The following is a 13916-nucleotide window of genomic DNA, read 5'->3' on the forward strand; positions in this document are numbered from 1 at the left end:
AATATGCAGCGAAGGAAATAAAAATGAACTTTTGACCGTTAGGGGGTGTTGTAATTATTCAACCAATAAGCGAATGAATATAAGGAAACTATGCTACCTGGCCACACTGATGTCATCGTTTCACGCCTGTATAAAAGATGCCCCCATCAACCCGGAAGCAGATATTGAAACTTTTAAGATAGACCGCAAATATTTAACCGGAGACGTTTTCATAGATCAGGCAAATGCCAGAATTGTTTTGTCGCTCACACCGGAAGCTTTTGATAGTGGCGTAGCTCCAACGATTACTGTTTCTTCTGGAGCATCTGTGGTGCCTGCATCAGGCGACTCGCTGAAATTTAATGGAACAGGTACGAGGCAATATGTAGTTACTTCTGCGAATGGTGCCAATAAGAAAACATATACAATTGTAGTCGCCAACTTAGGCGTATTTGCATGGGATTTTGAGCATTGGCTGGTGAATGAAAAAGATAAGTATCAGTATGTGGTAGAAATAGATAGTAGTATAGCGGATACCAATATGTTATGGTCATCCGGTAATCCCGGGGTGGCGTTATCCGGTGTAAAGAAAGATCCGCTGGAATATCCGTTGCGGGCTACCACAGATGCTTATCACGGAAAATATGCTGCGGAATTAGTAACACGCGGTGGTACGGCATTATCAAACCTGGTAGGTATTAAATTATTTGCGGGTTCTCTTTTTCTTGGTGTATTTGATCCCACAAATGCATTTGTGGCGCCGTTGAAAGCTACGCAATTCGGACAGCCCTACCTGGGTAAGCCTTCCCGTTTTACAGGTTATTATAAATATCAGCCGGGAGAAAAATACCAGGATAAAGCCGGGAATATTATTGCGGGCATGAAAGATAGCTGTTCGATTTACGCGGTACTGTACAGAGGAACCGTTCGTCTTGATGCCACTAACATTAACACGTCAGACAGGATCCTTGCCCGTGCTACTATACCTGATGGTGGCCCCAGGGGAGCCTGGACAAAATTTGATGTTCCGTTTGTAGAATTACAATCATACACAGGCAATGATAAAATGATGATGGCGATTGTAGCTTCTTCGAGTAAAGATGGGGATACTTATAAAGGCGCTATAGGCAGTCGTTTGGTGCTGGATAGCGTGAAGATAGTTCCGCAATAAATCTTTCATGACAGCTATTGATGTGGTGCCTACATTCATCTTTCGTACCTTTGCGAAGTTTTAACAAATCGAACGGAAAATGAATGTACGGAAACTATGTTGCATAGCGGCCTCGGTGGGCCTGCTACAGTCGTGTATTAAGGATGCGCCTCTCAATCCTGAAGCAGACATCGAAACTTTCACTGTAGCACAGAATCAATTGACAGGAGATGTTTTTATTGATCAGACAAAATCTCAAATCCGCTTGTATCTGACAGAGGAAGCTTTTGAAAAAGGAATTGCGCCTGTGATCAAGGTGAGTGCCGGTGGCCATGTGTCACCTGCATCCGGCGATACACTGCGGTTTGACAATACCGGGATTAAAAAGTATGTAGTTACTTCTGCAACAGGAACGGAAAGAGCATATACCGTAGAGGTAGTGCAGACAGGTATCTGGAAATTTGGTTTTGAAAGATGGGATACGTTGGTGGCTCCATCCGGTGGCTCCTGGAAATATGTAAACCCATTGGCCGAAGATGGCCGTAATATCTGGGCTTCCGGTAATATTGGGATCGCCATCACAGGCGTAACAGAAATCAATGATTTCCCTTTGCATGTCAGCACCAATGCTTTTGAAGGTAAGTACGCAGCAGAAATGGAAACCATGCCAGGTAATGCACTGTCCGGATGGATGGGTATTCACCTGTTTGCCGGATCTATGTTCCTCGGCAATTTCGTAACCGACTACCTGATGGAAAATCCGCTGAAGTGTACCCAATTCGGACAACCTTACAGGGGCATCATGCCTAAAAGCTTTACCGGGAATTATAAGTACCAGCCAGGTGCCCAGTTCATAGATAAAGAGGCGAATCCGGTGCCGGGACAAATCGATAAATGCTCCATCTACGCGGTATTATACAGTGGTACCACCAGGCTGGACGCGACCAATATCCTTACTTCCGACAGGGTGATCGCCACCGCTATATTAGGAGATGGAACCGCAAAGAACAACTGGACTCATTTCGATATTTCGTTCACACCTGTTGCGGGTAAATCGGTCATTCCGGGTGAGCCATTGATGTTGGCGATCATCGCCTCTTCCAGCGCGGAAGGTGACCATTACAGAGGTGCTGTGGGCAGCAAACTGGTATTGGATAATTTGGAAATTGTACACGAATAAAGACTATATCTGAGCATATGAATATAAAAATATCAGGACTGATGCTGGGGATGCTGATGGCAGCTACTACCTTATTTGCACAGGATAACGGAAACGAACAAACGAAGAACAGTGGATTTAAACCGATGCTGGAACATCGTATCCTGGCAGGATTTAATTTCGGAGGAACTGCGCCGGTGGGCTTTCCCAATACGATTCGCAAAATAGAAGGCTTCTGGCCGGAATTCAGCCCTTCATTGGGTTATGAATTATCTTACCGCGCTACCCGTAAATGGGGCGCTGCAGTAGCCGTTAAACTCGATTACAAAGGAATGGGTACGAAAGATGTAGTACAGTATTTTCCTACTATCATCACCACCAGTGATGGAGGTCGTTTTGAAGGCGATTTCAGTGGTAAAAATAAAACCATTGTACGTAATGCATATGTATCTTTTCCAATAAGTGCTGTCTTTACACCAAACGACAAATGGCGCTTTAACCTGGGTGGTTACGTAGCCTGGTTATTCAGTTCTAATTTCCATGGAACTGTTTCTGATGGCTATATCCGCAATGGAGGCCCTACAGGTGAAAAGGTGATCATCTCAGAAGCTACCTTTGATTTTGGTACAGAAGTGCGGTCTTTCGATGCTGGTTTACAGGGCGGTGCGTCCTATCGGGTTGGTAAAAAACTCAGTATCAATGGTAACCTGGACTGGGGCCTGCGTCCTATCTTCCCAAGTGATTTCAAGGGTATGTCTTTCCCTTTATATAATATCTACTTCACACTGGGAGTGGCGTATAAAATATAAGGACTTTCTGTTAAAGTATTGCGACTAACCCCATTTAGCGTTTAGGCATTAGCGTTTGATCTACGCTAATGCCTAAACGCTAAATGCTAAAAGCCGGTTCAGTACTTCGCCGCCTGTCCTGTTTTAGGCAGAGAGGCATTTATAAATGCCCGGATATCATCATTACCTGTTGCCAGATCATCTTTGCGCAGGTACATCATATGACCACTGCGGTAGCCACGCCAGGAAAGACGGTCTTTCAAACGCCCACCCGGATCCATTTGCCACATACTGTATTTCGCGTTGAAGTAATCACAGGCGCCATCATAATAGCCGGATTGGATCATTACATGAAGGTAAGGATTAGCCGCCATCGCATCGCGCAGGTTTTCACCGGTATTGTCGCCGTTGTTATCCCATGGATGCACCGGGCCAAACATCATGTACTTCAAATCAGTATGGAATTTCAACTCTTCCCTGAGATAAATATTAATAGCAGGCGTAAACGCGTGTAGCCAGGAGGTAAGCTCTGCATTATAGTCCGGACCGTTCCCCGCATCTTCCCGATCGATACCCCTGTAGCGGGAATCCAATCTACCTACCGTATATCCTTTATCTCTCAGTAACTCTTTCCAGAAAAAGCTGGGAGGCACATTCAGGTTATGCTGCAGGATTACTTTCTCCGATAAGCCGGAGTAGCGGGCCATTTTAGCGGCTATATTTTTACGTTGCTGTTCTTCCAGAAATCCACCCTGACTGATAGCAGGGATCAGTTCATGAATGGTAAATGCTTCTACCTCCGGTAAAACAGCGGTCAGGTCTTTCTGTTGCAGATCGGCTGGTAAGGCTTTGTGATACCAGGCGGTAGCGGTAAAATAGGGGAGCCGCAAAGCAGCGTCCACAGGCCCGTTGCGCTTAATTCCAAGTTCAGTGGGGGAGACCAGGATAACGCCGTTCAGATACATCCATTGTGCATTCTGTAATTCCAGTGCCAGTCCGGATACACGGGTGGTACCATAGCTTTCGCCTATCAGGTATTTGGGAGATGCCCATCTGTTCTGCCGGGACACGAAAGTATTGATCCACTCAGCGAGATACCGGATGTCTGCATTAACACCAAAGAACTTTTCCCTGGGCACGTCCTTCCCAAGTACCCTGGAGAAACCGGTGTTGGCGGGATCTATATAAATGATATCCGCAATATCAAGAATGGACTCAGGATTTTCGTGTATGCCATAAGGTTGTACAGGATACCCTTCCTCATCAATGTTCAGCAACCGGGGGCCGGTATAGGCGATTTGCATCCATACGGAGGGCGTACCTGGTCCGCCATTGAAAGAGATGACCAACGGCCTTGTATTGCGGTCTTTCACATCAGTTCTTTCGTAATAGGTGTAGAAGAGCCCTGCCAATACTTTGCCGTCCTGGTCCCAAACGGGCTGCGTGCCGGCAATCGCTTTATACGGAATCTTCTTGCCCTTCACTGTTACATCGTGATAGGTAGTAACGGTAGTATCCGGATTAAGCGTCACCGACCAATGTGATGGCAGATCTTCTTTTAAGGAAGGTGCCGGCAGACTCTTTTTTTGTTGGGCCTGTACAGTTGTCAGGCTCACCATGCCCGCCATTAGCAAGGGTAGCATGATTGGCTTTCTCATTAAGTTCATGAAGCAGATCTTGATTGACTTTAAAGATTGTGTAAAAGCCCGATAAATTCAAACACTTTGGGATGGACGGTTTCCCTTTGGTTGAAAGTCACTGGGTCTTTTCCCCACCAGTTTATAGAAGGTATTGCTGAAGGCGGAAACGCTGTTATACCCGGTATCCCAGGCGATTTCGTTGATGGTTTTCTCCGTTTCCAGGAGGTAGCCCATGGCTTTAATCATCCTGGCCAGTTTCAGGTATTGAAAGAAGGAAATATCCATGGTGGAGCGGAATAACCGTGTCAGCGTACGTTCACTGTAGCTGAATTCGTGTCCTACACTTTCCAGCGATAATGGCTCTCCGAGATTTTCCTGTATGTATTTTAAAACAGGCTTCAGCCGTGGATTGTCAGTGGTAGGTAATGTAATGGGCAATGGCACGGAGCTGATTTCCGGCAGCATGTTCTTCATGGCTTTAATGAATATAAAGCGCTTGTCATCGGGCAACACATCACCATCCCAGGAAGCAGTATGAAGAATCATTTCCAGTAACAGATTGCTGACTGGATAAATACCTGTTTTCGTATAGAAAGGATCGTCCTGATCTCCGGGTTCACTGAAAAAGTAAACCGTGCGTACATAATTGGCCGGATACCTGTGCTGGAAGTAATGTTCCACACCTGCAGGCACCCACATATAATGGCGGGCAGGAAGGAAGTAGGTTTTATCTTTTGTGTATAAAAAAGCCACCCCGCCCTCAACATACGTCAGCTGTCCTTTGTTATGCTTATGGTAGGAAAAATGATGCTCCGTTTTCCAGTGCCATACATATGCGGATTCCGGGATGGCATCAACATCTTCCAATATGAGTTGTGGATTAATATCTTTCATTTGGCCGGATCTAACAATTTTATGGCAATTTATAGAAAATAAATTAACCAATAGGGTTGGAACTTTGCATCTTCATCACAATAGATATGTCTACAATTACTAATAAGTGGCTGGCAGGAGCGGTGTTTATCACACTATTCAGCACCCAAACAGTCTTTAGTCAGGACCCTGAGAAGAATACCCTAACGTTAACGGATGTATGGAAAAAAGCAGATGTCTACAACCGCCAGTTGCAAATGCAATACCTCCGTGTACAAAGTATGGACGAACGCACCAAAGCAGCCAAAGATGAGCGCTTACCGGAAGTAAAAGCAAATGGCGTGTATGCCCGTGTTTCCAATCTGGCCATCTACGAAGACGGCCTGCTTAACGCGCCCACACAGTATCCTGTTGTACACGGCTATTACCAGTTTGGTGCAGATGCTTATCTCAATGTATACAACGGTGGCAAAACCAACCGGGAAATCAAAGTCAGGCAAACAGAAGCCGAACTGGCGAAAGAGCAGCAAAACCTTTCTACCACTGAAATCCGCTATAAAGCGGCCGCTCTTTACCTGGACATCTACCGGGGACGGATGTATGAAAAAGTAATGTTGCAGGATATCCATGAAAGAGAGAAAGAACTGGAAGAGATCCGGCAGCTGCATAGGAATGGCGTAGTTCTTAAAAGTGACCTGCTCCGCGCAGAACTGAAGTTGTCCAAACAAAAGATGACACTGCTGGAAATAAGGAATGGCATCGCCATCGCCAACCAGCGGCTGAATATTATGATAGGTCAGGCCGACAGCATAGAGAACCAGCTCTCGATAGACACCCTGATTGCTCCCCAAACACCTGCACGTACCTACGAAGATTATGTGGCAGATGCTTACGAACATTCCTTTGCATTTAAGATTTCAGAAAAGGAAACGGCGCTGAGTGAATTGAAACTGAAGGATGTGAAAAGTAACATCCTTCCTAAAGTAGGACTATATGCCGAGTACGCCTATACGTACCCACAGATCCTCTTTTATCCTTATTCTATCGCCCTGTACGGATTAGGGCAGGTAGGCGTCAAAGCGGGAGTTCCCATCTCTGCATTTTATCAGAACAAACACAAGAAACAGGAAGCAAAGATAAACCTGGAGCGCCAGGAAATTGAACACGCGGATACGAAGGACCAGGTAAGGCAGGAAGTGAAAGCTGCCTACCTGCGCTACACCGAAGCGCTTACCCGCATAAGCGTTGCTAATGATAATATCACACAGGCCAAAGAGAATTTCCGGATTGTCAATAATACCTATTTTAATCAGCTGTCTTTATTGACCGACCTGCTGGATGCAGAAACGCAATTGCTGCAATCCCGCTTTGACCTTACCACGGCGCAAGTCACCGCACAATTACAATACTATCAACTACTGAAAGCAACAGGCAACCTTTAATATATGAAGACGAATACCAACACGAAAACCAATAGAACTGACAGACTCATTTCACGTATCACCACGATCATCGCATCTATTGTAGTGGTGTGCCTGGCTATCTGGGGAATAAGAACGTTACTCCATCAAATGAAATTTGAAGAAACCAATGACGCCCAGGTGGATGAATACATTAACCCGGTAGTAGCAAAGGTGACGGGCTATATAGCAGAGATCCGGTATGAAGAAAATCAGGAAGTAAAAAAAGGTGACACACTGATTATCATTGATAACAGCGAGTATGCTGCACAACAACAGGAAGCAGAAGCCTCCCTGTTAAATGCGAAAGCACAGGTGGGCATACTGGAAAGTAATGTCAGCACCACCGCTCAGTCATCGAAAGTATATCAGTCACAGATTGCCGCTGCCAAAGCAAAATTGACACACCAGGAACAGGAATATGATCGGTACAAAAAGTTATTTGATGTAGAATCTGCCACCAAACAACAACTGGAAAGGGTAGAGGCAGCACTGGCGATAGCCCGTTCAGATTACAGCACTGCCATAGATGCCTATCAGGCTTCCCTGGCAAAGATCAACGATGCCAAAGTGCAGCAGAGCGCCCTGGAAGCAGAAATCAAGCGGCGAATGGCTGTAGTGATAAAGAATGATCTCAACGTTTCTTATACCATTATCACCGCCCCTTACAATGGTAAAATGGGTCGCCGCACGATTCAACCTAAGCAGCTTGTGCAGGCAGGACAAGTACTGGCATATATCGTAGACTGGGAAGCCGGTAAATGGGTGGTCGCCAACTTTAAAGAAACGCAGATCCGTCACATGGCGGTGGGCGAAACTGCGCAAATAGCCGTGGATGCTTTTCCCGGGAAGAAACTGACCGGCAAAATTGAATCGCTGTCAGGCGCCACTGGCAGCCGCTTTTCGTTGTTGCCGCCAGATAATGCTACTGGTAACTTCGTAAAAATTGCGCAGCGTATTCCGGTGCGTATCCGACTGGATGGTACACCTGAGGAATTGAAATTATTATCTGCCGGTATGAATGTGAATGTATCTATTGTAAAAGAACGTAAATAATCATGGGGCAAGGTAAACAGATATTCCGCTCATGGGTGCCCGAATGGCTGATCAGACTGACTATCTTCCTGGTATTGTTTCCCACGGTGATGTTGTTTGCTTTGTCTACAGCTAACGTGAACGCAGCTACGGGATTTTATGGAGCAGAACCGCAGGATATACAATTTTCTATGCTGGTGTATTACGCGTCCTTAGTGGCTTTTACGCCATTAGAGAAACGTTTTTTCAGTCGCATTGCTACAAAAGAATATTTTTTGATCTGCCTGGTACTACAGGTAATGGTGACTTACTGGTGCTATCACACCCGGGAGATTCCCGTTCTTTTCATCTGTCGTTTTCTGCAGGGAATACTGAACTGTGGTGTAACCAGCATTTGTTTAACCCTGCTGTTCAGCAGGCTGCAGTCAGAACACGCAAGGGAAGTAGGATACGCCATCTTTTATGGAATGATCCTCTGTTCAGGCTCATTGACCTCATTGGTGACCGCACCGCTGGTAGATGATTTTGAATATAACGTGTTGTATAAAATGATCATTTATGCATTTGTTCCTGGGGCGGTATTACTACTCCTGTTAATGAACAAAGTGCACCTGGTACGCCGCATGCCGCTATACCAGCTGGATTGGACCAGTTTCTTTCTATATGCGCCCATGTTGATTATGCTGGGATATATCCTGATTTACGGGCAGCAATATTACTGGCTGCAGGATGCCAGGATAGTGGGATGCATGATCGGTGTAGTATTCCTGGCCGCCACTTTTGTGGTAAGGCAGTTGCATCGTAAGCGGCCTTTTATTAATATGGATGTATTTAAATCGAGAGCATTTCTATTTGGTATTCTCTTATTGGGCGGGCTTTACCTGATCCGGGGATCGTTTAATGTAACGACCAGCTTTTTCTCTACGGTTTTGGGAATGGATCCGCTACACACCTATGAGTTATTGTCGTACAACCTGGTGGGGATTGTGATTGGCGCCGTTATCTCAGCGCGGTTGGTGATCAGGAAAAGACCGCTACAATTCATCTGGTTGGTAGGCTTTTTCGGGTTGCTGGTGTTTCATTGTTCTATGTACTTTCTGTTTGCTTCTGAGGCCGACCAGTCTACTTTTATATTCCCACTGATCATCCAGGGCTGGGGGGCAGGCATGTTGCTAACGCCTATCGTACTGTTTATCATCTCGTCTGTACCGGAGAGTATCAGTGTATCTGCTTCTACAGCCGGGGTATTTATACGATTTACTTTTTTCGCCACGAGTACCGCGTTGATTAATTATTTCTCCCTGTACTTTACCAAAACGCATGCGATGCGGTTGAGTGATGGCATATCAGGAGTGGACAACGGATTGGCGGAGCGCCTGCATACTTACCAGTCAGCCTTACAAGCGCGGGGGCTGATGGCAGATCAGGCGGCGAAACTGGCGCCGGGACTATTGGACAAAGCTATTCAGAAACAGGCATTTTTAAAATATGCAATGGACTACTACGAGTTGGTGGCCATCCTGATATTGGTATTGATGTTACTGATTGTGATGACGCCGTATATTATAAATCGTACAGTCATTAACGTGAAAGCCAAACAGCCGGCGGCAGCTACAGTATAAGGAAGGGGCTCAGGAGAATTTTATTTTATCCCAGCGCTTATTCTTTGAATGTTGAGATGCTTATCTTAGCATATCAATGAAATGAAGGGCTGACTTCTTTCGAAAGTTTCGTCAACAGCGCGCCGAGCCAGTTTGCGATTGAAACCATAGCACCCTCAGTTATTTATTTGCTCCCCAGGCAATATGTGACCCAATTGATGGAGGAGTTGAGTCGTGAGCCTGACTTTGTACAAATGCTCCTGCAGGTTTCCGCCCAGAGGCAAACACATTATATCAATGAATTTGTTTCTTTTATACGTGATACTCCAGAACAGCGGTATCAAAAATTACTGAGCGAAAGGCCGCATATTATTCAGCGGGTTCCACAACATTATATTGCGTCTTACCTGGGCGTGAGTACGGTGCACCTGAGCCGGATTAAAAACAAATTGGCAAAAGGCAAATTGCATTTCTGAACTTGATAACATATGTTATCGTTCGGGTGGTACATCCTGATCTACTTTTGTTGTAACAAAAAGAAAAAAATGAAAGCAGCAGTTATGTATCCCGAAGGAGCATTGCCTCAGTATGTTGATTTTCCCGAGCCAACCGCTCAAAAAAATAATGAATTATTAGTGCGTGTGAAGGCAGTCGCCATTAAACACTTTGATAAAGGGCGCGCTGCTGGAAAGCATTACTCCAGTGATGTGCCCGGGGAAGGCGGCAAGGTGATTGGTGGTGATGGTGTTTGCTTATTGGAAGACGGAACCAAAGTATACGCCATGGGCATAAGCGGCATGCTGGCAGAAAAAGCGGTTATCGATAAAGACCGGGTTGTCAGATTGCCTGATGGCCTGGATGACGCCACTGCGGCGGCTATACCCAATGCCGTGATAGGGGCTGCAATGGGGTTACGGTTTAAAGCGGCCATTCAACCGGGTGATGTAGTACTCATCAATGGCGCCACAGGTTTTCACACACAAACGCCGATTGATGTGATCATTGATTATCTCTGGGGACACACGGCGGAGATGATATTTGCGTGTTTAAAAGGAGATGGTTCTTTCACCAATAAAGTAAGGTATGTTTCTGTGGGTGCGGTAACCGGGGATCTCATTCAACTGTCAGCCGCAAACCTGCGTAGCGTGGATCTCCAGTTAACAGGATCCGGGCTTGGCGCCTGGTCAAAACAGCAAGTGACCGATCTGTTTAAAGAAATACTTCCTGAAATGTTTGTATTGGCAGCCGAAGGAAAGCTTAAAGTAGAAACGATCACCGTTAAAATGGAGGATATCGCTGAGCTTTGGAATTTAGATATTCCGGACGGGCGGCGGTTGGTGGTAACGATTTAATATTGAATTCCCGGGCGAACTTAATTTTCAAAAAAAATAAACGAGAGAGAGATTCGAATTTCTTAAACCTTCGGACACTTCGTCAGGTCGGTAGGGGCCACAGATTATCTAACATCGGCCTGGCGGAAATTTAATCGCCAACAATCATAGAATTTTAAATTGCACACGCTGAGAATGGATGATATGGTTTAGCTGAAGGGCGAACACCAATCATCCATTTATCAGACGGCTGATTTGTTGTGGGTAAAACGTCAAAATTCAACAAGCACTCGCCGGGTAGGATCTGAGCTTATTAATTAATGATATCTAAAGAGAATGTTTTATATTTAACATAATATAAATTATAGGAATAACAAGATTCAATTTAAATGATCTTAATTGTTTTTAATCTACTGGGACGATCCTTGAGTTTTTGTTGGTGCTCATCGATGAAAGTTGATTCTATTAGAGTGCCTCTCTAAATCGATATAATTCATTGAAATTGAACACGCTGAGGTTTACGTAAAAATAAATATCCGGGGTGTCCCCCGGTTTATTTCATTCTCAGCGCCTTGCTTAAACATGAAAAAATCCGTTTAAAATGGCTGTGAAATACTCACTCCCATTTTAAACGGATTAAATAATGATCAGGCACTGGCGTTCCCGGATGATTCCTACGAACGTTTTACCGCCAGCATTTCAATTTCGATCAGCATTCCATCCAGTGCCAGGCGCGGTACCGGAATTAATGTGTTGACAGGAAACTTTTTGTCTGTCCAGATCAGCGAGGTTTCTTCGCCGAGCGCTTTTAATTTGTCTTCATTATGGTCAACCACCAGCGTGGTTTGTTTTACTACATCCTGGAAGGTTAATCCCTGAGAAGCTAATGCCGTTGCCAGATTACTGAAAGCCTGTTTTAATTGTGTCCGGAAATCATTCACTAGGTTGCCGTCAACCGTTTCGCCGCCTTGCCCGGATATATGAGTTGTGGAGCACTTGTTCCTTTTTCCATTCTTTTGATTTTATCCTACAAAATAAAAGGAAATATCAGCAGCGAAACCCACACAGAATCAATCCGTAAGCGGTGGTTCCCCCAGAAACAGCACTGATGGCGGAACACAGCTGGATGCTCCTAAAGCAATTGCCTCATTATAAGCCAGGGTGGCGTCTTTTACGGTAAGTGCAAAATGTAATAGCGCACCTGCTACCGGTGTTTCTCCTGCGGTAGCCTTGCGTCCCTGAGTAGCTACATTGGCGTCCTTATCAAATACTTCTATATAAGAAGCCGTACCTGGTATGTTCAGCAGCGCGGCGTACTCGATATTGAATTCCGGTAAAACCCAGTTGTGATACAAGGTTAGCCCCAGGGCTTCATAAAATTTTATCGTTGCTTTGTAGTCTTTAGCCCGTATGGCGATATGATGCATACCTGTAATGTTCGTCATACACCAAAGGTAAAAGCAGTATGGAAAAGAAAAAGATACTAACAAAATTGTTAGCGCAACTTCCTCACTTCCAGTCGCTGTGCACCGTAGATGCCTGAATGTCCGCTGAAATAATAAGCGGTGAAGCAAGCGATAGCAAAATATAGAACGTGCGTGGTGCCAAATAATTCAACCCCCATTAACGTACAGGCAATCGGGGTATTTGTAGCGCCTGCAAAAACAGCAATGAATCCAAGTCCCGCAAAAAGGTCTACAGGAGCGCCTAACAGCAAAGCCAGCGTATGCCCCAATGCTGCACCTATGAAAAAAAGAGGCGTGACCTCTCCCCCTTTGAATCCCATTCCAAGTGTAATTGCCGTGAAAACCAGCTTCCAGAGCCAACTCCAATCGTTTACGCTGCTATTTGCGTCAAATGCAGCCAATATGCTGATACCATCCGGTGATTTACTGCTGACACCTAAACCCAGGTAATCCATTGTACCAGCCACATAACTCAATAATATGATGACTACACCACCGACAACAGGAATCAACCAGGGTATTTTAATATATGCGTTAGCGTTATATTTAATGCTATGCATGAGTTTCGAGAACAAAAAACTACTCAGCCCAAAGGCTACGCCGCAAACAATTACTTTCCCTAACAACCAGAGATCCAAGTGAATAAAGGGCATCGCCTCCATGAAAGGTTGGCCAATATAGGTAATGCCGTAATGTGTGTGATGAATGCCCCAGGCACTGCATACGATGTCTGCAAAAACTGAAGCAATCAAACAAGGTACCAATGCCTCATAACGCATCACACCTATTGCCAGTACCTCCAACGCAAACACCGCCCCGGTAAGAGGTGTACCAAATACTGCCCCGAAACCAGCCGCGATTCCCGTCATCAGTAAAATTCGTATATCCGCAGGCGATAGTCCCAGTTTCTTCCCGATCAGTCCGGCCATACTACCGCCGATCTGTACTGCTGTTCCTTCACGTCCGGCGGAACCTCCAAATAAATGAGTAATAATGGTGGTCAGTAATACCAATGGAGCCATACGGGCAGGCACGCCACCTCCGGGTTGATGAATCTCTTCCATGATAAGGTTGTTGCCCTTATCAGCCTGTTTGCCGCCAAGGCGGTATAACCAGTAAATCAGGAGGCCAGCCAGCGGCAATCCAAATAATAACCACTCATGCTCCCAGCGTATGTGCGTTACCAGGTCCAGCAACCAAAGAAATAATGCCACCAATGATCCGACCACGATAGCAACGGGAGTTACCAATACAGTCCAGCGCAGCAGCTGATAAGCCACTGTCAATTGCTCCAACGAAGTTTTCAGTTTATTCATATCCTACAAATAGCAGTGTTAAATGGTAGTACATACCATTCTAATATTTGTAGGCGCCATCAGACAGCTCTGGGCTGACGGTTTGGGTCAGGAAGACACCATTTCCTGTTATGTCGCA

Annotated in this window: 12 protein-coding genes and 1 riboswitch; of the genes, 7 read left to right on the forward strand and 5 right to left on the reverse strand. The window is 45.4% G+C overall.

What is annotated here, in order from left to right:
• Positions 1–73 precede the first annotated feature (73 nt).
• The 3 genes from AC1DCV_RS18815 to AC1DCV_RS18825 all read left to right on the forward strand — a co-directional run bounded on the left by AC1DCV_RS18815 (position 74) and on the right by AC1DCV_RS18825 (position 3097).
• Positions 74–1150, forward strand: a complete 1077-nt coding sequence (locus AC1DCV_RS18815) for a PCMD domain-containing protein (protein WP_477024597.1) — start codon at positions 74–76, stop codon at positions 1148–1150.
• 79 nt (positions 1151–1229) lie between these two features.
• The gene (locus AC1DCV_RS18820) at positions 1230–2309 is read left to right on the forward strand and encodes a PCMD domain-containing protein (protein ID WP_477024598.1); all 1080 of its coding nucleotides are present in this window, start codon (positions 1230–1232) and stop codon (positions 2307–2309) included.
• A gap of 17 nt (positions 2310–2326) precedes the next feature.
• Positions 2327–3097: a porin family protein gene (locus AC1DCV_RS18825; RefSeq protein ID WP_477024599.1), complete on the forward strand. Its 771-nt coding sequence runs from the start codon at positions 2327–2329 to the stop codon at positions 3095–3097.
• Between the two features lie 98 nt (positions 3098–3195).
• Here the strand turns inward: AC1DCV_RS18825 and AC1DCV_RS18830 are convergent, their stop codons facing one another.
• Both AC1DCV_RS18830 and AC1DCV_RS18835 read right to left on the reverse strand, forming a co-directional pair.
• A complete protein-coding gene (locus tag AC1DCV_RS18830; protein ID WP_477024600.1) occupies positions 3196–4719 on the reverse strand; it encodes a S10 family peptidase in 1524 nt (507 codons plus the stop codon).
• Positions 4720–4791: 72 nt separating this feature from the next.
• A complete protein-coding gene (locus AC1DCV_RS18835) occupies positions 4792–5610 on the reverse strand; it encodes a helix-turn-helix transcriptional regulator (protein WP_477024601.1) in 819 nt (272 codons plus the stop codon).
• 86 nt (positions 5611–5696) lie between these two features.
• Here AC1DCV_RS18835 and AC1DCV_RS18840 point away from each other — a divergent pair, with 86 nt between their 5' ends.
• The 4 genes from AC1DCV_RS18840 to AC1DCV_RS18855 all read left to right on the forward strand — a co-directional run bounded on the left by AC1DCV_RS18840 (position 5697) and on the right by AC1DCV_RS18855 (position 11037).
• Positions 5697–7031 carry a TolC family protein gene (locus AC1DCV_RS18840; protein ID WP_477024602.1) on the forward strand — a complete coding sequence of 445 codons (1335 nt, stop codon included), beginning with the start codon at positions 5697–5699 and terminating at the stop codon, positions 7029–7031.
• Positions 7032–7034: 3 nt separating this feature from the next.
• Positions 7035–8105, forward strand: coding sequence for an HlyD family secretion protein (locus tag AC1DCV_RS18845; RefSeq protein WP_477024603.1), 1071 nt, complete (start codon positions 7035–7037; stop codon positions 8103–8105).
• Positions 8106–8107: 2 nt separating this feature from the next.
• On the forward strand, positions 8108–9706 hold the full coding sequence (locus AC1DCV_RS18850) for an MFS transporter (RefSeq protein WP_477024604.1): 1599 nt from the start codon (positions 8108–8110) through the stop codon (positions 9704–9706).
• A 524-nt stretch (positions 9707–10230) separates the two neighbouring features.
• Positions 10231–11037, forward strand: a complete 807-nt coding sequence (locus AC1DCV_RS18855; protein WP_477024605.1) for a quinone oxidoreductase family protein — start codon at positions 10231–10233, stop codon at positions 11035–11037.
• A 653-nt stretch (positions 11038–11690) separates the two neighbouring features.
• Here the strand turns inward: AC1DCV_RS18855 and AC1DCV_RS18860 are convergent.
• The 3 genes from AC1DCV_RS18860 to AC1DCV_RS18870 form a co-directional block, all read right to left on the reverse strand.
• Positions 11691–11996, reverse strand: a complete 306-nt coding sequence (locus tag AC1DCV_RS18860; protein WP_477024989.1) for a RidA family protein — start codon at positions 11994–11996, stop codon at positions 11691–11693.
• 90 nt (positions 11997–12086) lie between these two features.
• On the reverse strand, positions 12087–12461 hold the full coding sequence (locus tag AC1DCV_RS18865; protein WP_477024606.1) for a VOC family protein: 375 nt from the start codon (positions 12459–12461) through the stop codon (positions 12087–12089).
• A gap of 50 nt (positions 12462–12511) precedes the next feature.
• Positions 12512–13798, reverse strand: a complete 1287-nt coding sequence (locus AC1DCV_RS18870; RefSeq protein ID WP_477024607.1) for a voltage-gated chloride channel family protein — start codon at positions 13796–13798, stop codon at positions 12512–12514.
• A gap of 43 nt (positions 13799–13841) precedes the next feature.
• Positions 13842–13913, reverse strand: a riboswitch (Fluoride riboswitch).
• Between the last annotated feature and the right edge of the window lie 3 nt (positions 13914–13916).

It is taken from the genome of Chitinophaga sp. 10T418 (genome assembly GCF_056394125.1).